Here is a 17,528-nt window from a genome sequence, read left to right on the forward strand (position 1 = left end):
CCTGTGGCGAGGGAGCTTGCTCCCGCTGGGTCGCGAAGCGGCCCCCAAGAACGGGACTGCTGCGCAGTCCAGCGGGAGCAAGCTCCCTCGCCACAGGTGACGGTGTTTACAGTTCCAGGAGCTAGCCCGGTACGCGGCGGATTTTAGCGCCGAGCATCTGCAGCTTTTCTTCGATGCACTCGTAACCACGGTCGATGTGGTAGATGCGGTCGATCAAGGTGTCGCCGTCGGCGCACAACGCCGAAATCACCAGGCTGGCCGAGGCACGCAGGTCGGTCGCCATCACTGGCGCGCCCTTGAGCTTGTCGATGCCGGTAACGATGGCGGTGTTGCCTTCGACCTGGATCTTGGCGCCCATGCGGTGCAGTTCATACACGTGCATGAAGCGGTTTTCGAAGATGGTCTCGATCACGGCGCCTGTGCCTTCGGCAATCGCGTTCAAGGAAATGAACTGCGCCTGCATGTCGGTCGGGAACGCCGGGTAAGGAGCCGTACGCACGTTTACGGCTTTTGGCCGCTTGCCGTGCATGTTCAGCTCGATCCAGTCTTCACCGGTAGTGATTTCAGCACCGGCTTCCTTGAGTTTTTCCAGCACGGCTTCCAGGATGGTCGGATCGGTGTCCTTGACCTTGACGCGGCCACCGGTAACGGCAGCGGCAACCAGGTAGGTGCCGGTCTCGATACGGTCCGGCATCACTTTGTAGGTGGCCGAGTGCAGACGCTTCACACCGTCGATAGTGATGGTGTCGGTGCCGGCGCCGGTGATGTTGGCACCCATGGCGATCAGGAAGTTGGCCAGGTCGACTACTTCAGGCTCGCGCGCTGCGTTTTGCAGCACACTGCGACCGTTCGCCAGGGCGGCAGCCATCATGATGTTCTCGGTACCGGTGACGCTGACGGTATCAAAGAAGAAGTTGGCACCGCGCAAACCGCCTTCCGGCGCCTTGGCCTTGATGTAGCCACCTTCTACGTCAATGACCGCGCCCATGGCTTCAAGGCCACGGATGTGCAGGTCGACAGGACGCGAACCAATCGCGCAACCGCCAGGCAGTGCTACTTCAGCTTCGCCGAAACGGGCAACCATCGGGCCCAGCACCAGGATCGAGGCACGCATGGTTTTCACCAGTTCGTACGGAGCGATCAGGGTCTTGATGGTGCGCGGGTCGATTTCGACAGACAGCTTCTCGTCGATCACCGGCTCAATACCCATGCGACCGAACAGCTCGATCATGGTGGTAATGTCGTGCAGGTGCGGCAGGTTGGCCACAGTTACCGGGCCATCGCACAGCAGGGTCGCTGCCAGGATCGGCAAGGCGGAGTTTTTTGCACCGGAAATGCGGATCTCGCCATCGAGGCGGGCACCACCGGTAATAATCAATTTATCCATAAGAATCTCGACGCCTTGGGGGCTCAGGTACGCTCGGCCCAGGCCGCGCGGCTGAAAAATTTCATAGTAACCGCGTGGATGCTGCCATCGGTGATCCACGGGTTCAAATGGGCATAGATCTGCTGTTGACGCTTGACCGGGCTCAATTTCGCCAGTTCATCGCTAATCACGTTCAGCTGGAAATTGCAGCCTTCGCCTTCAACTTCTACGATCGTTTCCGGCAGCTTTCCTTCAAGGAAGCTTTTAACTTCTAGGGCCTGCATGCTCAACCTCTATCGGCGCCCAGTGCGCACGGGTCGCACATCATACAAAAAAGCCCCGCGCCTGCGAACCCCGCATAGCAGGACTCTGACGGGGGGCTTCTTTAATAATGTGTATTAAGGATGCGCCAACAGTTCGGTAATACCGGAAACCTGAGCGATTTCACGCATGTCCTCGGGCATTGAGCGGATGCTGACCGGCTTCTTGGCGGCTTGCGCATCACGCATGAAGCACAGCAACAACGACAAGCCGACGCTGCTGGACTTGGTCACCGCCGAGCAATCAAGCACCAACGCAGGTGCGTTACTGCTGTTGATCAGCGCCTGACCCTGCTTGCGCAGGTCAGGCCCGGTGCGGTAATCCAGCACGCCACTGAGGAACAACTCGCCGGCGTCACCCAGACGAACAGCCGACTCGGTCATTGCGCAGGCTTCCCGGCTTGTTTGTCGGTTTCTTCCTTGGCTTTGGCGACTTCACCGGCCCAACCATTGATGGTTTTGTCCAGGTTATTGCCATTACGCTGCATCGCATCAGCGAACTGATCGCGGAACAGCTTGCCGATGTTGATGCCGTTGATGATCACGTTGCGCAGTTTCCACTCGCCGTTGACCTTCTCCAGCGTGTACTGCACAGGGTAGATGGCGCCGTTGTTGCCTTTGACGCTCATGTTAACGCTGGTGCGATCACCCGACTCATCCCCGGCTGGGGCGACGGTAATACCTTGGTTGTTGTACTCCAGCAGGGCGTTGCCGTAGAACTGGAACAGGCCCTTCTTGAAGTTTTCCTGGAATGTTTGCATTTGCGCAGGGGTAGCCTTGCGCGAATACTTGACCGTCATGATGCTACGGGAAATGCCTTCGGCATCGACCACCGGGCCCACAATGGTATTCAGTGCTTCGTAAAACCTGGTCGGGTCTTGCTTGTACTGCTCTTTGTTGGCAGTCAGGTCAGCCAACATCTTGTTGGTGGTGTCCTGCACCAGATCGTGCGCAGAACCGCCGGCAGCGGCATTAGCCATCAGCGGCAGCGCTGCCAGTAGCACCAGCAGGCCACGTCGCAAGGTAGAGATCATGAACAGGTTCCTCATTTGGCGTCTTTATTGACCGTATTGAGCAGGAATTTACCGATCAAGTCTTCAAGCACCAGCGACGACTGTGTGTCGTGGATTGTCGAACCATCCTTGAGCAGGGCTGTTTCCCCACCCACGCTGATGCCGATGTACTTCTCGCCCAGCAGCCCAGCAGTGAGGATAGATGCAGTGGAGTCAGTCGGCAGATTATCTACCTTCTTGTCGACTTGCATGGTCACCCGGCCAGTGAAGCTGTCGCGATCCAGATCGATTGCCGTGACCTTGCCGATGGTTACACCGGCCATGGTCACTTTAGCTCTGACCGTCAAACCAGCAATATTGTCGAAGTACGCGTAAAGCTTATAAGTATCGGCGGTGGGGCTGGCCGAAAGGCCGCTGACTCGCAGGGCGAGCAACAGTAAAGCCAGGATGCCAGCCAGCAAGAAAAGGCCGACACCGATTTCCACAGTGCGGTTTTGCATCAGAAATCTCCAAACATCAAGGCGGTCAAAATGAAGTCAAGGCCCAGTACCGCCAGCGAGGCGTACACAACGGTCTTGGTGGTGGCGCGACTGATCCCTTCTGAAGTGGGCTCACAGTCATAGCCTTGGAATACGGCGATCCAGGTCACTACAAAGGCGAAAACGATGCTTTTGATGATGCCATTGAGCACGTCGCCGCTGAAGGTCACGCTGTTTTGCATGTTGCCCCAGTAGGAGCCGTCATAGACGCCCAACCAGTCAACCGCCACCCACGAACCACCCCAGATGCCCACCACGCTGAAAATCATCGCCAGCAGCGGCAGGGATATGAAGCCGGCCCACAGGCGCGGGGCAACAATATATTTGAGCGGGTCCACGCCGATCATTTCCAGGCTGGACAACTGCTCGGTGGACTTCATGTTGCCGATTTCGGCGGTCAATGCAGAACCCGCACGGCCAGCGAACAGCAAAGCGGTGACCACCGGCCCCAGCTCACGCAGCAGCGTCAGGGCAACCATCTGCCCGACTGCCTGCTCCGAACCGTAGCTGGAGAGGATATTGAACCCCTGCAACGCCAGCACCATGCCGATGAATATCCCGGACACCACGATGATGACCAGGGACATCACGCCCACCGAATGCAGCTGTCTCAACAACAGGCCAAAACCGCCGCCAATGCCGCCACGCCCGAGCAGCGCGTGAAACAGAAAAATTGTCGAACGCCCCAGGACCTCGACCAAGTCGATGCCGGAACGGCCGAAAAGGCGAACCTTCTCGAGTAAAGATGTCTTGCGCATCAGCGCTTCCCCAGAAGATCTGAGCGGTAGTCCGCTGCCGGAAAATGAAAAGGCACCGGGCCATCGGGATCGCCGGTCATGAATTGGCGAATGCGCGGGTTATCAGCGTTCATCAGTTCTTCAGGCGTACCCTGCCCCAGCACCTGGCCATCGCCGACCACATAAAGGTAGTCAGCAATGCTCGCGGTTTCGGCCAGGTCGTGGGAAACCACGATGCTGGTGATCCCCAACGCATCGTTGAGCAGGCGGATCAGGCGCACCAGCACGCCCATGGCGATCGGGTCCTGGCCTACGAACGGCTCGTCATACATGAGGATCTGCGGATCGAGAGCAATAGCCCGCGCCAGCGCAACACGACGCTTCATGCCACCGGACAACTCGTCGGGCATCAGGTCGATGGCACCGCGCAAGCCCACGGCTTGCAGTTTGAGCAGCACAATGTCACGAATCATTTCATCGGACAGCTGGGTATGCACCCGCAGCGGAAACGCTACGTTTTCGAAAACGTCGAGGTCGGTAAACAGGGCACCGCTCTGGAACAGCACGCCCATATGCTTGCGCGCATCGAACAGATCGCTGCGCGACAGGGTCGGCAGGTTCTGGCCGTTGACCCACACTTCGCCGGCGCTGGGCCGCAATTGCATGCCCATCAGGCGCAACAAAGTGGTCTTGCCGCAACCGGAAGGCCCCATGATGCCCGTGACTTTGCCGCGGGGAATGCGAATATCGACGTTATTGAAGATGCTGCGCGAACCGCGCTTGAAGGTAAGGCCCTTCAGCTCGACCGCGTAGGCGTTATCGGCACTCATCTAATCTCCTTGGGATGCAGCCTTTCACTCAGACACCATGCTTGCGACTTTCGTTTGCAACAGATGCACAAAAGTTAGCGGCATGGGGTGGGCCGACCGAACTGGCGGCGAACTATATCACTGCTGGTACAGAGCCCCCAAGGCCGGAACAGCGCTTGTTCAGATTCGGGACAGGGAAAACACGTGGCTGAGCATAAATCCCAGGCACCTGCAGAATAACTAGCGTGAGGGATTTGATCATTACCGCTATAATCGCCGACTTTTCGTCAGGCTATACGATTTCAGACATGAGCCAATCCAGCGACCTTATTCAATCCGCACAACGCACCATCCGCCTCGAGCTTGAAGCCGTAGAAGGTTTACTGGCCCATATCGACGCAGATTTCGTACGCGCCTGCGAGATGATTCTGGCCAGCACGGGCCGCGTTGTGGTGGTCGGCATGGGCAAATCCGGCCACGTCGGCAACAAGATCGCCGCCACCCTGGCCAGCACCGGAACCACGGCGTTTTTCGTGCACCCGGCCGAAGCCAGCCACGGTGACATGGGCATGATCACCAAGGATGACATTATCCTGGCGCTGTCGAACTCGGGCACCACCAACGAAATCGTGACCTTGCTGCCCTTGATCAAGCGCCTGGGCATCAAGATGATCAGCCTCACCGGCAACCCGGAATCCACGCTGGCGAAGGCTGCCGAAGTCAATTTGAACGTGCACGTGGCCCACGAAGCCTGCCCGCTTAACCTGGCACCGACCTCCTCCACCACCGCCGCCCTGGTCATGGGCGACGCCCTGGCCGTGGCGTTGCTGGAAGCTCGTGGCTTTACCGCTGAAGACTTCGCGTTTTCGCACCCGGGCGGCGCGCTGGGTCGTCGCCTGCTGCTCAAAGTGGAAAACGTCATGCACTCGGGGGATGAACTGCCCCACGTGCAACGTGGCACCTTGCTCAAAGACGCGCTGATGGAAATGACCCGCAAGGGCCTGGGCATGACCGTGATCCTGGAAGCCGACGGGCGTCTGGCCGGAGTCTTCACCGACGGCGACCTGCGCCGCACCCTGGACCGCACCATCGATATCCACACCGCGACCATTGATGCGGTGATGACGCCCCACGGCAAGACCGCCCGCCCCGAGATGCTTGCAGCCGAAGCGCTGAAGATCATGGAAGACCATAAGATTGGCGCGCTGGTGGTGGTCAATAGTGACGACCGCCCGATCGGCGCCCTGAACATGCACGACTTGCTGCGTGCGGGAGTGATGTAAATGACCAGCGACCTGATGCAACGCGGCAAACACATCAAACTGGCGATTTTCGACGTGGACGGCGTGCTGACCGACGGCCGCCTGTACTTTCTCGAAGATGGCAGCGAATTCAAGACCTTTAACACCCTCGACGGCCAGGGCATCAAAATGTTGATGGCCGCCGGTGTGCAAACGGCAATTATCAGTGGTCGAAAGACACCGGTTGTGGAACGCCGCGCACAAAACCTGGGGATTCCTCACCTGTATCAAGGCCGTGAGGATAAACTGGTGGTTCTGGACGAGCTTCTTGGCCAACTCAACCTAAGCTATGAGCAGGTTGCGTACCTGGGTGATGATCTGCCTGACCTGCCGGTCATTCGCCGAGTGGGCCTGGGCATGGCCGTCGCCAATGCAGCGGCGTTTGTTCGTGAACACGCCCATGGCATTACTGTCGCACGTGGCGGTGAAGGCGCTGCCCGCGAGTTCTGCGAATTGATCCTGCGTGCCCAAGGCAGTCTTGAAGCGGCCCACGCCGCCTACTTATAGAGCGTTTTATGCTGAGCAAAAAGATTCGCAACTTCCTGTTATTCGGGGTCATCGCCGCGCTGTTCCTGGCGGTGGGCTACTGGAATATCAGCCCGGAGCGCTTTCTCGACAAGCCTGTAGCACAGGTTGACGAGGGGCTGATCGACAATTTCGCCACCAATGCCTATACGGTGCAGTTCATGCCTGACGGCAAGGTCCAATACGAGATGACCTCCGATAAGGTGGAGCACGTCAAAGCCTCCGACGTCAGCTTGCTGACCAACCCGGACCTGAACCTGTTCCGCGGCACCGACTTTCCGTGGCACGTCACCAGCAAACGTGGCGAGGTCAATGCGGACGGCACCCAGGTTGAGTTGATCGACTCGGTACGCGTTGCGCGCACCGATGAACACAAGCGTGACACCATCATCACCAGCAGTCGCATGACCGTTTTCCCACAACAGCAATATGCGCAGACCGAGCAAGACGTTAGAATTGACGGCGCTGGCGGTGTATCGACTGGCAAGGGAATGAAAGCGTATTTGAAAGAAAGCAGGATACACCTGCTATCGAACGTAAGAGGACAGTATGAGGCTCGTTAAAACCCTCCCTATTTTGCTCGGTCTGGGCGCAGCACTGGGAAGCGTGAGCGCCTGGGCTCTGCCGAACGATAGCCAGCAACCGATCCATATCTCGGCTGACGATGCGCAGTTGGATGATAAACAAGGCGTCGCGACCTACACCGGTGGCGTGATCATCACCCAGGGCTCGATGAAGATTACCGGCAACACGGTAACGCTGACTCGCACCCCGGCTGGCGACATCGACGTGGTGACTTCGGTGGGCAACCTGGCTTACTTCGAACAGAAGCAGGCGGCTGCCGACCCGGCACCGATGAAAGGCTACGGCAGGACCATCCAGTATCACGCCCAGCAGAACCGCATTATCCTGATTGACCAGGCACGGGTTGTCAGTACTGACGGCAATACCACCGAAGGTGAAAAAATCACCTACGACACCGTCAAGCAGATCGCTACCGCCGGTCGCGCCAATGGCACAAAAATCGGCACACCGAAGCCGCGCATCGACATGGTTATCCAGCCGAAGCAGAAAGACGCTGCCGCCCCTGCGCCAAAACCCGCTGCGAAGAAGACGAACTGATGGCAACCCTGAAAGCCCAGCATCTGGCCAAAGCTTATAAAAGCCGTCAGGTCGTACGCGACGTCAGCCTGTCGATCGACAGCGGCCAGATCGTCGGCTTGCTCGGCCCCAACGGCGCCGGCAAGACCACCTGCTTCTATATGATTGTTGGCCTGGTCCAGGCGGATCAGGGCCGTGTATTGATTGACGACCTGGACGTAAGCCACCAGCCCATGCACGGTCGTGCACGCGCCGGCATCGGCTATCTTCCCCAGGAAGCATCGATCTTCCGCAAACTGTCGGTGTCCGACAACATCATGGCGATCCTCGAGACCCGCAAGGAACTCGACCGTGACGGCCGTCGCAAAGAGCTGGAAAGCCTGTTGCAGGAGTTCCATATCAACCACATCCGCGACAACCTCGGCATGAGCTTGTCCGGTGGCGAGCGTCGCCGTGTGGAAATCGCCCGTGCCCTGGCCACCGCGCCGAAGTTCATCCTGCTGGACGAACCTTTCGCCGGTGTTGACCCGATCTCGGTTGGCGATATCAAGCAGATCATCCATCACCTCAAGGCCAAGGGTATCGGTGTACTGATCACCGACCACAACGTGCGTGAGACCCTCGATATCTGCGAAACCGCCTATATCGTTAACGATGGGCAACTGATTGCAGAAGGTGACTCCGCCACTATCCTGGCCAATGAACTGGTGAAGGAAGTGTACCTGGGTCACGAGTTCCGCCTGTAAACACGGTGGTATCAGGCCATTGCCCGGGGCGCGTGCAAGTCAATAAAAACCTCAGTTTTTTTATTGTTACCGCGCTCTAGGCAAAGCCCCTGATATCAGGCATATAATTTGCTTATGTTTGGCGCTCACGCGCCCTGTCGTGGATGGCGCATTGCGCCGGCGAATAAGGTGTTAAGCCCCTGCCATGAAACCATCGCTAGTCCTGAGAATGGGCCAGCAGCTGACGATGACACCGCAGCTGCAACAGGCCATCCGCCTGCTCCAATTGTCGACCCTGGACCTGCAACAGGAAATCCAGGAGGCCCTGGAGTCCAATCCGATGCTCGAACGCCAGGAAGAAGGCGACGACTTCGACAATGCAGACCCGCTGGCCGACAACATCGAGCAAAAACCCAACCCCGACGTGCAGGAACCGTCCTATCAGGAAACCGCCCCTACGGTGGACAACCTAGAGGAAGGTGAATGGAACGAACGCATTCCCAACGAGCTTCCCGTGGACACCGCCTGGGAAGACGTCTACCAGACCAGCGCCAGCAGCCTGCCCAGCAATGACGACGACGAGTGGGACTTCACCACTCGCACGTCCGCCGGTGAGAGCCTGCAGAGCCACTTGCTGTGGCAACTGAACCTGGCGCCGATGTCCGATACCGATCGCCTGATCGCCGTAACCCTGATCGACTGTATCAACAATCAGGGCTACCTGGACGAGACGCTCGACGAGATTCTTGAAGCCTTCGACCCGGAACTGGACATCGAACTGGACGAAATCGAAGCCGTCCTGCATCGCATCCAACAGTTCGAGCCTGCCGGCATTGGCGCTCGCACCTTAAGCGAATGCCTGTTGCTGCAACTGCGCCAACTGCCGGCCAAGACCCCGTGGCTCGCCGAAGCCCAGCGCCTGGTCACCGACTACATCGACCTGCTGGGCAGCCGCGACTACAGCCAGTTGATGCGCCGCATGAAGCTCAAGGAAGACGACCTGCGGCAGGTCATCGAGCTGGTACAGAGCCTCAACCCGCGCCCCGGCTCGCAGATCGAGTCCAGCGAAGCCGAATATGTCGTGCCCGACGTGATCGTGCGCAAAGACAACGAACGCTGGCTGGTGGAGTTGAACCAGGAATCGGTGCCTCGCCTGCGGGTCAACCCACAATACGCAGGCTTTGTGCGCCGCGCCGACACCAGTGCCGACAACACCTTCATGCGCAACCAGTTGCAGGAAGCGCGCTGGTTCATCAAGAGCCTGCAAAGCCGTAACGAAACCCTGATGAAAGTGGCCACCCAGATCGTCGAGCACCAGCGCGGCTTCCTGGAATATGGCGACGAGGCGATGAAGCCACTGGTTCTGCATGACATTGCCGAAGCGGTAGGTATGCATGAATCGACGATTTCACGGGTAACCACGCAGAAATTCATGCATACCCCACGGGGTATTTATGAGCTGAAATACTTTTTCTCCAGCCACGTCAGCACCTCCGAAGGCGGTGAATGCTCGTCCACGGCGATCCGCGCGATCATCAAAAAACTGGTTGCGGCGGAAAATCAGAAAAAGCCATTGAGTGACAGTAAGATCGCTGGTTTACTGGAGGCACAAGGCATTCAGGTCGCCCGTCGAACCGTCGCCAAGTACCGCGAGTCCCTCGGGATCGCGCCTTCCAGCGAGCGTAAGCGTTTGATGTGACGGGCGGGCCATAGCGTTCCAGTGGTGGGTATTCCTACCCACCGCTTTATGCACTGGCAACGAAGGAGAAGCTGTATGCAAGTCAACATCAGTGGACACCATGTAGAAGTCACCCCTCCATTGCGCGAATACGTCGAGCAGAAGCTGAAACGGCTTGAGGGTCATTTCGACAAAATCACCAATGTGCAAGTCATCATGAAGGTCGACAAGCTTCAGCAGAAAATTGAGGCGACTCTCCAGATACCCGGTGGCGAAGTAGTCGCCAATGCCGAGCATGAAGACATGTATGCATCAATTGATGCCTTGACTGACAAGCTTGACCGCCAACTTAAAAAGCATAAGGAAAAGCAGCAGAGCCTTCTTCAAGGCACAGGCCGCTAACACTCCCCACCCATGATCCGACTTGAAACTATCCTGACCCCCGGCCGTTCCCTTGTGAACGTGCCGGGCGGCAGCAAAAAGAAAGCCCTCGAACAAATTGCCAACCTGATCGCGCGCGAAGTGCCGGATCTGGAGATGCAGGATGTATTCGACGCGCTGATCGCCCGTGAAAAACTCGGTTCAACCGGTTTTGGCAACGGCATCGCCATTCCTCATTGCCGCCTCAAAGGCTGCGAGACACCCGTCAGCGCCTTGCTCCACCTCGAAGCCCCCATCGATTTCGACGCCATCGACGGCGCCCCGGTTGACCTGCTGTTCGTTCTGCTGGTCCCGCAAGCCGCCACCGATGCGCACCTGGAACTGCTTCGGCAGATAGCCAGCATGCTCGACCGCAAAGAAGTACGCGACAGACTGCGCAGTGCCAGCAGCAACGAGGCGCTTTATCAGGTTGTACTCGATGAGCAAAGCGGGCAGTAACCATGCGTTTGATCATCGTCAGCGGCCGCTCCGGCTCGGGTAAAAGCACCGCCCTCAACGTCCTTGAGGACAACGGTTTCTACTGCATCGACAACCTGCCGGCGGGCCTGCTGCCGGAATTGGCCGAACGCGCCCTGATCCACACTGAACTGCCGCAGCCACTGGTGGCCGTCTCGATTGACGCCCGCAACCTGCCCAGCCACCTCGAGCGCTTCCCGCAACTGCTCGAGGAAGTACGCGCCAAGCATATTCATTGCGATGTGCTGTACCTGGATGCCGACGAGGAAACGCTGCTCAAGCGTTTCTCCGAAACCCGTCGACGTCACCCCCTCAGCAGTCCGCATCGCTCCCTGGCAGAAGCCATAGAGGATGAGACCACGCTGCTGGGGCCGATCATTGACCTCGCGGATCTCAAGATCAACACCACGGACCTCAACCTGTATCAGTTGCGCGATGCCATCAAGCTGCGCCTGCTGAACCAGCCGGAGCCAGGCACGGCCTTTCTGGTTGAGTCGTTCGGGTTCAAGCGCGGGATGCCGGTGGATGCCGACCTGGTGTTCGACGTGCGCTGCCTGCCCAACCCCTACTGGAAGCCGGAGCTGCGTGACCAGTCTGGTTTGGACCAGCCAGTAGCCGAGTACCTGGCTGCGCAACCGGATGTCGAGGAGATGTTCCAGGATATCTCCAGCTACCTGCTCAAATGGTTACCGCGCTTTGCCGCAAGTAATCGGGCTTATGTCACCATTGCCATCGGCTGCACCGGCGGCCACCACCGTTCCGTCTACCTGACCGAACGCCTGGGCCAGGTGCTGCAACAAACCCTCAAGAACGTCCAGGTTCGCCACCGCGACCTTAGCTGAAAGGAACACCCCCGCGATGCCCGCTCTGGAAATTGAAATCATCAACAAGCTGGGCCTGCACGCCCGCGCCTCGGCCAAATTTGTCGGCGTTGCCGGGCAATTCCCTTGCCAGATCCGCGCCGGGCGCACGCCGGAATCGATGGTCGACGGCAAAAGCATCATGGCCATGATGATGCTGGCTGCGGGCAAGGGCACAAAGATTCACTTGAAGACGGAAGGCGAACAAGAGCAGGAAGCGATGGACGCCCTGGTCAAGTTGATCAACAACTACTTTGACGAGGGTGAGTAAACCCACCCTTTGAGACAGGTGTGAGGCTGCAATGGCCTCACCCTAATGCGGTATCCATCACCATCATCAAACAAAACCCGATGCACAACCCCAGGCTGGCAAGCTTTTCGTGACCGTTGCGGCGCGATTCCGGGATCACTTCGTGAGTCACCACCAGCAACATAGCCCCCGCCGCCAGCGCAAGCCCCAATGGCAACAGAACCTCAGCCAGGCTCACCAACCACGCACACAGCACGGCAAACACCGGCTCGACCAAGCCTGACGCGGCGCCGATCAAGAACGCCTTGACCCGCGACATGCCCGCGCCTGCCAACACCAGTGCAATCACCAAACCTTCCGGCACATCCTGCAAGGCAATGCCCATGGCCAGGCTGTCGGCGTCCGGCATGCCGCCACCGGCAGAAACGCCCACTGCCATACCTTCCGGAATGTTGTGAGCAATGATGGCGAACACAAACAACCAGATACGCGGCGCAATCACGGGTTTATCCGACGTACCCACCAGCATTTCCGGGCTCGCACCGGAAACCTTGCGGTCTACCAGATACAGCCCGAACGCCCCCAGCATGATGCCGAAGCTGATCAAACCACTGGCGCCCCAAGGCGAGAGCCCCAGGCCTTCGGCAGCCGCAATGCCCGGTACGATCAGCGAGAAAGCCGTCGCCGCCAACATTACCCCGGCACCAAAGCCCAGCAAGGTATCGCTCAGCGCTACCGGCATGCGGCGTATGACCAGCACGGGCACCGCGCCCAGTGCCGTGCCGAGCGCGCAGATAGCGCCGCCCTGCAAGGCGCGCAGGATACGCGGTTCAAGGTTTAGCCAGGCCAGCCCATGGGCCACCAGCAATGCAGTCCCTGCCAACAGCAACAGCGAGCCAAACGCATAACGAAACATTCGCCCGCTGCTGATCGCCAGTGTTTCAGTGCCCATAGTCGGCCTTAGATCTTGTTATAGGTTGAATATCAGGCCAGGGCGGCCTGGTAGCGTGCGGCGACTTCCGGCCAGTTGATCACGCTATAAAAGGCGTTGATGTATTCCGGGCGACGGTTCTGATACAGCAGGTAATAGGCGTGCTCCCACACGTCCAGGCCCAGTATTGGCGTGTTGCCGCTCATCAACGGGCTGTCCTGATTGCCACTGCTTTCCACCACCAGTGTCTTCTGCGGGGTGACACTCAGCCATGCCCAGCCGCTGCCGAAGCGGGTCAAGGCGGCCTTGGTGAAGGCCTCTTTGAAACTGTCGAAGCCGCCCAAATGCTCGTCGATGGCTTTGCCCAGTGCGCCGTCAGGTTTACCGCCGCCCTTTGGAGACATCACCGCCCAGAACAACGAGTGGTTGGCGTGACCACCCCCTTGGTTGATCACGGCAGCACGCAGCTTTTCCGGCAGTTGCTGCACGCTGGACACCAACTTCTCTACCGGCCAACCCGCAAACTCCGTGCCTTCGACCGCTGCATTGAGGTTGTTGATGTAGGTTTGGTGATGCTTGGTGTAGTGAATCTCCATGGTTTGCGCATCAATATGCGGCTCCAGGGCGTCGTAGGCGTAAGGCAGGGCAGGCAAGGTGTAGGTCATATCAATGTGCTCCGTAGTGTGGAGTGATCGGTTGCGCCGCAGTACCGCCCAGCAGGCGATGGGTACGCGGGTACTCGCCGTGATCGCTGATGAAATTCAACAGTTCGACGTAGGTCTTGCTGCTCTGGCGCAACGCCGCCTCGCGCAATTGCGGGTTCAGACGCGGGTCCTGCATGGTCTGCAACAGCCGTTGGTGAATGGCGCACAGGTATTCCGCGCTTTCCTCCGGCTGGTTCAGGCGCAGGTGCAGGTCCGCCAGGTTGTGGTGGGAAATGACGCAAGCCGCCACTGCTTCGTCGGCATCCGCCCAACGCTCGAACAACACTTGCGCCAGGGCCAGGGCTTGCAAATAGGCCTCACGAGCGTCGACCAGCTCGCCCGCCATAAAACAGCGATTGGCCCGTTCGATCGTGCGTTTCCAGTGCTCCATGGTGCGCCTCCAAAGCAGGGTCGGTGATTACACGCCGCCGGCCGTGAGCTTTTCCGGGTCCAGCAGGATCTCCAGTTGGCTACGTGACAAGTCGGTGTGCTCAAGAGCGACATCGATCACCGGGCGGCCTTGCTGATAGGCTTTCTTGGCGATTTCAGCGGCCTTTTGGTAGCCAATGATCGGGTTGAGTGCGGTGACCAGGATCGGGTTACGCGACAGCGCTTCCTTAAGCTTGGCTTCGTTGACCTTGAAGCTGGCGATGGCTTTGTCGGCCAGCAGGAGGCTGGCATTGGCCAGCAATTCGAGGCTGCTGAGCAGGTTCTGGGCGATGATCGGCAGCATCACGTTCAGCTCGAAGTTGCCGGACTGACCCGCCACAGTGATCACCGTGTCATTGCCGATGACCTGGGCGGCAACCATGGCGGTGGCCTCCGGAATCACTGGATTGACCTTGCCCGGCATGATCGAGGAGCCTGGCTGCAAGCCTTCCAATTCGATTTCACCCAAGCCTGCGAGCGGGCCGGAGTTCATCCAGCGCAGGTCGTTGGCGATTTTCATCAGCGATACCGCAGTGGCTTTCAACTGGCCGGAAACGGCAACGGCGGTGTCCTGGGAGCCGATCAGCGCGAACAGGTTCTTGCCGGGGGTGAATTTCACCCCGCTAAGGATGCTCAGTTGCTGACTGAAACGCGCAGCAAATTCGGGGTGCGCATTGATCCCGGTGCCAACCGCCGTGCCACCCTGTGCCAGCGCCTGCAAGCTCGGCAGCAAATCCTGCAAATGGCCGATATTGGCCTTGAGCTGTTGCGCCCAACCATTAAGCACCTGGCTCATGCGCACCGGCATGGCGTCCATCAGGTGCGTTCGGCCGGTCTTGATGAACGGGTGGACCTCTTCGGCCTTTTGCTCGATGACTTGCACCAAGTGCAGCAAGGCCGGCAGCGTTTGCTCATGCAGCACCAAGGCTGCGCTGACGTGGATGGTGGTTGGGATAATGTCGTTGCTGCTTTGGCCACAGTTCACATGATCATTGGGGTTAACCGCTTCACCCAGCAAACGGCTGGCCAAGGTCGCAATCACTTCGTTGGCATTCATGTTCGAGCTGGTGCCGGAGCCGGTCTGGAAAATATCCACCGGGAAGTGCGGCATGAAGTTGCCTTCGAGCAGGCCCTGGGCCGCGTCAACGATGGCCTTGCCCTGCCCTTCGCTGATTTGCTTGAGGTCGACATTGACCTTGGCGGCGGCGGCCTTGGCCAGGATCAGGGCGCGAATGAATTGCGCCGGCATGCGTTGATGACTGATCGGAAAATTGTTCACCGCGCGCTGGGTCTGCGCGCCATACAAAGCCTCGGCAGGCACTTGCAGCTCGCCCATGCTGTCGCGTTCGATACGGGTGTTACTCATCGTTTGATCCTTGCACCAGGTCAGAAACAGAAAGGGAAGGCAGCAATTCGCAGGTCGCCAATTGCCAGGCAAAGGTCTGCCAGCGCTTGAGGCGGCAGGCACAGTGGGAAAGTTTTTCCAGGTCGCGAAGTGGGCGCCAGGCCTGGTCCAGGCACATGGATCGCCAGTGCCAGGGCAAGGCGATGTCGCCCGCGGTGTCGATCAAAAGGCGGAATGACGTTTCGGCGATCGTCCACGGATGGGTCGCGGTGCAGCACGCCAGGTATCGCCCTTCGTTGAGGTAATGTTCGATCAGTCGCGGTTCATTGGGATCAAGGCCGCAGCGAATCTGACGACTCATCCAACGCCAACTTTCCAGGTACGGATCCTCATGCAGGACAGAACTCATGATCCACGCTCATTCGGTAATGATATTTATTATTAAATGATATTGAGAATCAAAACAAGAGCAGCAAATTGCAGCCATTAAAAAAGGCACGCCATCTTGAGGATGGCGTGCCTTTTTGATGAAGCGTCGCGCCGTTAACTGCCGGCGACGGTCATCCGCTCAATCAGCACCGAACCGGTGCGAATGTTGCTGCGCAGCTCCAGGTCATTACCCACTGCGACGATCTGCTTGAACATATCGCGCATGTTGCCGGCAATAGTCACTTCCTGGACGGCGAATTGAATCTCGCCATTTTCTACCCAGAAACCCGCCGCACCGCGTGAATAATCACCGGTCACCATGTTCAGGCCACTGCCCATCAGCTCGGTGACCAGCAGGCCTCGGCCCATACGACGCAACAGCGCTGCCTGGTCTTCATCGCCATGGGTGACGAACAGGTTGTGCACGCCACCGGCGTTCGCCGTGCTTGGCAGGCCCAGCTTGCGACCGGCGTAAGTGCCCAGCACGTAGGACACCAACTCGCCCTTTTCGACAAACGGTTTGGCATAGGTGGCCAGGCCATCACCATCGAATGAGGAACTGCCCATGGCACGCATCAGGTGCGGGCGCTCATCAATCGTCAGCCATTCAGGAAACAGTTTCTGGCCAATCGCGCCTTCAAGGAACGAAGATTTTCGGTACAGGTTGCCGCCGGAAATCGCGCCCAGGAAACTGCCGAACAAACCACCGGCCAGCTCAGCCGAGAACAGCACCGGCACCTCACACGTTGGTACCGGGCGTGCGCCCAGGCGGCTCGCTGCACGTTGCGCCGCGCGCTGACCGATGCTGACTGGATCGGCGAGCAATTCGCCCTGGCGGCTCACGTCGTACCAGTAATCGCGCTGCATCTGGCCATTGGCTTCGGCGATCATCACGCAGCTCAAGCTATGGCGAGTGGAGGCATAACCACCGATAAAACCATGGCTGTTACCGTAGACACGGCAGCCTTGATGAGTGCTCAACGTGGTGCCATCAGCGTTCTTGATGCGGGCATCGGCATCAAACGCCGCTGCTTCGCAGATCAGTGCCTTTTCGATCGCTTGCTCGGGCGTGATGTCCCAGGCGTGAAACAGATCGAAATCCTTCAAGTCCTTGGCCATCAGCGCTTTGTCGGCCAGGCCCGAGCTTTCATCCTCGGAGGTGTGCTTGGCAATCGCCAGCGCCGCCGCCACGGTTTCACGAATTGCTTCCGGCCCACTGGCGGAAGTACTGGCCGAGCCTTTGCGCTGCCCGGCATACAACGTGATACCAAAACCCTGGTCGCGATTGAATTCAACAGTTTCTACTTCACGCTGGCGCACCGACGTCGACAGCCCCTGCTCCAGCGACACGGCTACTTCACAGGCGCTGGCCCCCTGGCGCTTGGCCTCGGCAAGGATCTGCTCGACTTGTTCCTGCAGTGCCGGTAACGCTTGCGGACCGACGCTTTGGGCTGCACTCATGGTTTTCTCCACTCAAATTCTGCTTTCGGTTAAGGCCATCGAGCGACCGGGCCGGACAAGCGGCCCCCGACTGGTTATCATGGCGGCGTTTCTTTGCGGACTGCCACC

23 protein-coding genes and 1 pseudogene are annotated in these 17,528 nt (G+C 58.7%); 11 read left to right on the forward strand and 13 right to left on the reverse strand.

The genetic code is table 11. The features are described from left to right. Positions 1–97, forward strand: a pseudogene (locus GIW28_RS30830) (N-acetyltransferase); the annotation flags it as partial. A 24-nt stretch (positions 98–121) separates the two neighbouring features. On the opposite strand, the gene murA reads toward GIW28_RS30830, so the two are convergent. The 7 genes from murA to GIW28_RS18300 all read right to left on the reverse strand — a co-directional run bounded on the left by murA (position 122) and on the right by GIW28_RS18300 (position 4,805). Further along, a complete protein-coding gene (murA, locus tag GIW28_RS18270) occupies positions 122–1,387 on the reverse strand; it encodes a UDP-N-acetylglucosamine 1-carboxyvinyltransferase (protein ID WP_017138227.1) in 1,266 nt (421 codons plus the stop codon). Between the two features lie 23 nt (positions 1,388–1,410). Continuing rightward, a complete protein-coding gene (locus GIW28_RS18275) occupies positions 1,411–1,650 on the reverse strand; it encodes a BolA family protein (protein WP_017138228.1) in 240 nt (79 codons plus the stop codon). 114 nt (positions 1,651–1,764) lie between these two features. Next, positions 1,765–2,070, reverse strand: coding sequence for an STAS domain-containing protein (locus tag GIW28_RS18280; protein ID WP_099548392.1), 306 nt, complete (start codon positions 2,068–2,070; stop codon positions 1,765–1,767). Then, the gene (locus tag GIW28_RS18285; RefSeq protein WP_017138230.1) at positions 2,067–2,720 is read right to left on the reverse strand and encodes an MlaC/ttg2D family ABC transporter substrate-binding protein; all 654 of its coding nucleotides are present in this window, start codon (positions 2,718–2,720) and stop codon (positions 2,067–2,069) included. Before GIW28_RS18285 ends, GIW28_RS18280 begins: the two co-directional genes overlap by 4 nt. Positions 2,721–2,731: 11 nt before the next feature. Next, the gene (gene mlaD / locus GIW28_RS18290; RefSeq protein WP_010170575.1) at positions 2,732–3,199 is read right to left on the reverse strand and encodes an outer membrane lipid asymmetry maintenance protein MlaD; all 468 of its coding nucleotides are present in this window, start codon (positions 3,197–3,199) and stop codon (positions 2,732–2,734) included. After that, positions 3,199–3,996: a lipid asymmetry maintenance ABC transporter permease subunit MlaE gene (mlaE, locus tag GIW28_RS18295; protein ID WP_017138231.1), complete on the reverse strand. Its 798-nt coding sequence runs from the start codon at positions 3,994–3,996 to the stop codon at positions 3,199–3,201. Before mlaE ends, mlaD begins: the two co-directional genes overlap by 1 nt. Then, positions 3,996–4,805, reverse strand: coding sequence for an ATP-binding cassette domain-containing protein (locus tag GIW28_RS18300; RefSeq protein ID WP_005784851.1), 810 nt, complete (start codon positions 4,803–4,805; stop codon positions 3,996–3,998). The genes mlaE and GIW28_RS18300 overlap by 1 nt, the downstream gene beginning before the upstream one ends. Positions 4,806–5,092: 287 nt before the next feature. On the opposite strand from GIW28_RS18300, the gene GIW28_RS18305 reads away from it, so the two are divergent. The 10 genes from GIW28_RS18305 to GIW28_RS18350 all read left to right on the forward strand — a co-directional run bounded on the left by GIW28_RS18305 (position 5,093) and on the right by GIW28_RS18350 (position 12,142). Next, positions 5,093–6,067, forward strand: coding sequence for a KpsF/GutQ family sugar-phosphate isomerase (locus GIW28_RS18305; RefSeq protein ID WP_017138232.1), 975 nt, complete (start codon positions 5,093–5,095; stop codon positions 6,065–6,067). Next, a complete protein-coding gene (locus tag GIW28_RS18310) occupies positions 6,068–6,592 on the forward strand; it encodes a KdsC family phosphatase (RefSeq protein WP_017138233.1) in 525 nt (174 codons plus the stop codon). Positions 6,593–6,600: 8 nt separating this feature from the next. Further along, positions 6,601–7,173 (forward strand): LPS export ABC transporter periplasmic protein LptC, encoded by a 573-nt coding sequence (lptC, locus tag GIW28_RS18315; protein ID WP_017138234.1) that lies wholly within the window; start codon positions 6,601–6,603, stop codon positions 7,171–7,173. Further along, entirely contained in the window at positions 7,160–7,732 is a 573-nt protein-coding gene (gene lptA, locus GIW28_RS18320; protein WP_017138235.1) for a lipopolysaccharide transport periplasmic protein LptA, read from the forward strand. The genes lptC and lptA overlap by 14 nt, the downstream gene beginning before the upstream one ends. After that, positions 7,732–8,457 (forward strand): LPS export ABC transporter ATP-binding protein, encoded by a 726-nt coding sequence (lptB, locus tag GIW28_RS18325; RefSeq protein ID WP_016974288.1) that lies wholly within the window; start codon positions 7,732–7,734, stop codon positions 8,455–8,457. The genes lptA and lptB overlap by 1 nt, the downstream gene beginning before the upstream one ends. 184 nt (positions 8,458–8,641) lie before the next feature. Beyond that, complete coding sequence (locus GIW28_RS18330; protein ID WP_017138236.1) at positions 8,642–10,135, forward strand: RNA polymerase factor sigma-54; 1,494 nt, start codon at positions 8,642–8,644, stop codon at positions 10,133–10,135. 75 nt (positions 10,136–10,210) lie between these two features. Further along, positions 10,211–10,516, forward strand: coding sequence for a ribosome hibernation-promoting factor, HPF/YfiA family (hpf, locus tag GIW28_RS18335; RefSeq protein WP_017138237.1), 306 nt, complete (start codon positions 10,211–10,213; stop codon positions 10,514–10,516). 12 nt (positions 10,517–10,528) lie between these two features. After that, a complete protein-coding gene (gene ptsN / locus GIW28_RS18340) occupies positions 10,529–10,993 on the forward strand; it encodes a PTS IIA-like nitrogen regulatory protein PtsN (RefSeq protein ID WP_017138238.1) in 465 nt (154 codons plus the stop codon). A 2-nt stretch (positions 10,994–10,995) separates the two neighbouring features. Further along, positions 10,996–11,853 carry an RNase adapter RapZ gene (gene rapZ, locus GIW28_RS18345; RefSeq protein ID WP_017138239.1) on the forward strand — a complete coding sequence of 286 codons (858 nt, stop codon included), beginning with the start codon at positions 10,996–10,998 and terminating at the stop codon, positions 11,851–11,853. 16 nt (positions 11,854–11,869) lie between these two features. Then, positions 11,870–12,142 (forward strand): HPr family phosphocarrier protein, encoded by a 273-nt coding sequence (locus GIW28_RS18350; protein ID WP_017138240.1) that lies wholly within the window; start codon positions 11,870–11,872, stop codon positions 12,140–12,142. A 37-nt stretch (positions 12,143–12,179) separates the two neighbouring features. Here GIW28_RS18350 and GIW28_RS18355 read toward each other — a convergent pair whose 3' ends face one another. The 6 genes from GIW28_RS18355 to pmbA form a co-directional block, all read right to left on the reverse strand. Continuing rightward, positions 12,180–13,073: a ZIP family metal transporter gene (locus tag GIW28_RS18355; RefSeq protein ID WP_236446200.1), complete on the reverse strand. Its 894-nt coding sequence runs from the start codon at positions 13,071–13,073 to the stop codon at positions 12,180–12,182. Positions 13,074–13,105: 32 nt separating this feature from the next. Continuing rightward, positions 13,106–13,717 carry a superoxide dismutase gene (locus GIW28_RS18360; protein WP_017138242.1) on the reverse strand — a complete coding sequence of 204 codons (612 nt, stop codon included), beginning with the start codon at positions 13,715–13,717 and terminating at the stop codon, positions 13,106–13,108. Between the two features lies 1 nt (position 13,718). Further along, on the reverse strand, positions 13,719–14,147 hold the full coding sequence (locus GIW28_RS18365) for a hypothetical protein (protein ID WP_017138243.1): 429 nt from the start codon (positions 14,145–14,147) through the stop codon (positions 13,719–13,721). Between the two features lie 27 nt (positions 14,148–14,174). After that, complete coding sequence (locus GIW28_RS18370; protein WP_236446196.1) at positions 14,175–15,551, reverse strand: class II fumarate hydratase; 1,377 nt, start codon at positions 15,549–15,551, stop codon at positions 14,175–14,177. Beyond that, the gene (locus tag GIW28_RS18375; RefSeq protein WP_099548385.1) at positions 15,544–15,939 is read right to left on the reverse strand and encodes a FagA protein; all 396 of its coding nucleotides are present in this window, start codon (positions 15,937–15,939) and stop codon (positions 15,544–15,546) included. Before GIW28_RS18375 ends, GIW28_RS18370 begins: the two co-directional genes overlap by 8 nt. 134 nt (positions 15,940–16,073) lie before the next feature. After that, positions 16,074–17,420 (reverse strand): metalloprotease PmbA, encoded by a 1,347-nt coding sequence (pmbA, locus tag GIW28_RS18380; RefSeq protein ID WP_138449094.1) that lies wholly within the window; start codon positions 17,418–17,420, stop codon positions 16,074–16,076. Positions 17,421–17,528: the final 108 nt, after the last annotated feature.

It is taken from the genome of Pseudomonas sp. PA-5-4B (genome assembly GCF_021606215.1).
GTDB classification, from domain to species: domain Bacteria; phylum Pseudomonadota; class Gammaproteobacteria; order Pseudomonadales; family Pseudomonadaceae; genus Aquipseudomonas; species Aquipseudomonas edaphica.

Excerpts from the sequence above, each read along its gene's own strand:
- GIW28_RS18300 (WP_005784851.1), bottom strand. The coding sequence starts at position 4,805 with ATGAGTGCCGATAACGCCTACGCGGTCGAGCTGAAGGGCCTTACCTTC.
- mlaD (WP_010170575.1), bottom strand. The coding sequence starts at position 3,199 with ATGCAAAACCGCACTGTGGAAATCGGTGTCGGCCTTTTCTTGCTGGCT.
- murA (WP_017138227.1), bottom strand. The coding sequence starts at position 1,387 with ATGGATAAATTGATTATTACCGGTGGTGCCCGCCTCGATGGCGAGATC.
- GIW28_RS18275 (WP_017138228.1), bottom strand. The coding sequence starts at position 1,650 with ATGCAGGCCCTAGAAGTTAAAAGCTTCCTTGAAGGAAAGCTGCCGGAA.
- GIW28_RS18370 (WP_236446196.1), bottom strand. The coding sequence starts at position 15,551 with ATGAGTAACACCCGTATCGAACGCGACAGCATGGGCGAGCTGCAAGTG.
- rapZ (WP_017138239.1), top strand. The coding sequence starts at position 10,996 with ATGCGTTTGATCATCGTCAGCGGCCGCTCCGGCTCGGGTAAAAGCACC.
- GIW28_RS18330 (WP_017138236.1), top strand. The coding sequence starts at position 8,642 with ATGAAACCATCGCTAGTCCTGAGAATGGGCCAGCAGCTGACGATGACA.
- GIW28_RS18305 (WP_017138232.1), top strand. The coding sequence starts at position 5,093 with ATGAGCCAATCCAGCGACCTTATTCAATCCGCACAACGCACCATCCGC.
- GIW28_RS18285 (WP_017138230.1), bottom strand. The coding sequence starts at position 2,720 with ATGATCTCTACCTTGCGACGTGGCCTGCTGGTGCTACTGGCAGCGCTG.
- GIW28_RS18355 (WP_236446200.1), bottom strand. The coding sequence starts at position 13,073 with ATGGGCACTGAAACACTGGCGATCAGCAGCGGGCGAATGTTTCGTTAT.
- pmbA (WP_138449094.1), bottom strand. The coding sequence starts at position 17,420 with ATGAGTGCAGCCCAAAGCGTCGGTCCGCAAGCGTTACCGGCACTGCAG.
- hpf (WP_017138237.1), top strand. The coding sequence starts at position 10,211 with ATGCAAGTCAACATCAGTGGACACCATGTAGAAGTCACCCCTCCATTG.
- GIW28_RS18365 (WP_017138243.1), bottom strand. The coding sequence starts at position 14,147 with ATGGAGCACTGGAAACGCACGATCGAACGGGCCAATCGCTGTTTTATG.
- GIW28_RS18350 (WP_017138240.1), top strand. The coding sequence starts at position 11,870 with ATGCCCGCTCTGGAAATTGAAATCATCAACAAGCTGGGCCTGCACGCC.
- ptsN (WP_017138238.1), top strand. The coding sequence starts at position 10,529 with ATGATCCGACTTGAAACTATCCTGACCCCCGGCCGTTCCCTTGTGAAC.
- lptA (WP_017138235.1), top strand. The coding sequence starts at position 7,160 with ATGAGGCTCGTTAAAACCCTCCCTATTTTGCTCGGTCTGGGCGCAGCA.
- GIW28_RS18375 (WP_099548385.1), bottom strand. The coding sequence starts at position 15,939 with ATGAGTTCTGTCCTGCATGAGGATCCGTACCTGGAAAGTTGGCGTTGG.
- lptB (WP_016974288.1), top strand. The coding sequence starts at position 7,732 with ATGGCAACCCTGAAAGCCCAGCATCTGGCCAAAGCTTATAAAAGCCGT.
- GIW28_RS18360 (WP_017138242.1), bottom strand. The coding sequence starts at position 13,717 with ATGACCTACACCTTGCCTGCCCTGCCTTACGCCTACGACGCCCTGGAG.
- lptC (WP_017138234.1), top strand. The coding sequence starts at position 6,601 with ATGCTGAGCAAAAAGATTCGCAACTTCCTGTTATTCGGGGTCATCGCC.
- mlaE (WP_017138231.1), bottom strand. The coding sequence starts at position 3,996 with ATGCGCAAGACATCTTTACTCGAGAAGGTTCGCCTTTTCGGCCGTTCC.
- GIW28_RS18310 (WP_017138233.1), top strand. The coding sequence starts at position 6,068 with ATGACCAGCGACCTGATGCAACGCGGCAAACACATCAAACTGGCGATT.
- GIW28_RS18280 (WP_099548392.1), bottom strand. The coding sequence starts at position 2,070 with ATGACCGAGTCGGCTGTTCGTCTGGGTGACGCCGGCGAGTTGTTCCTC.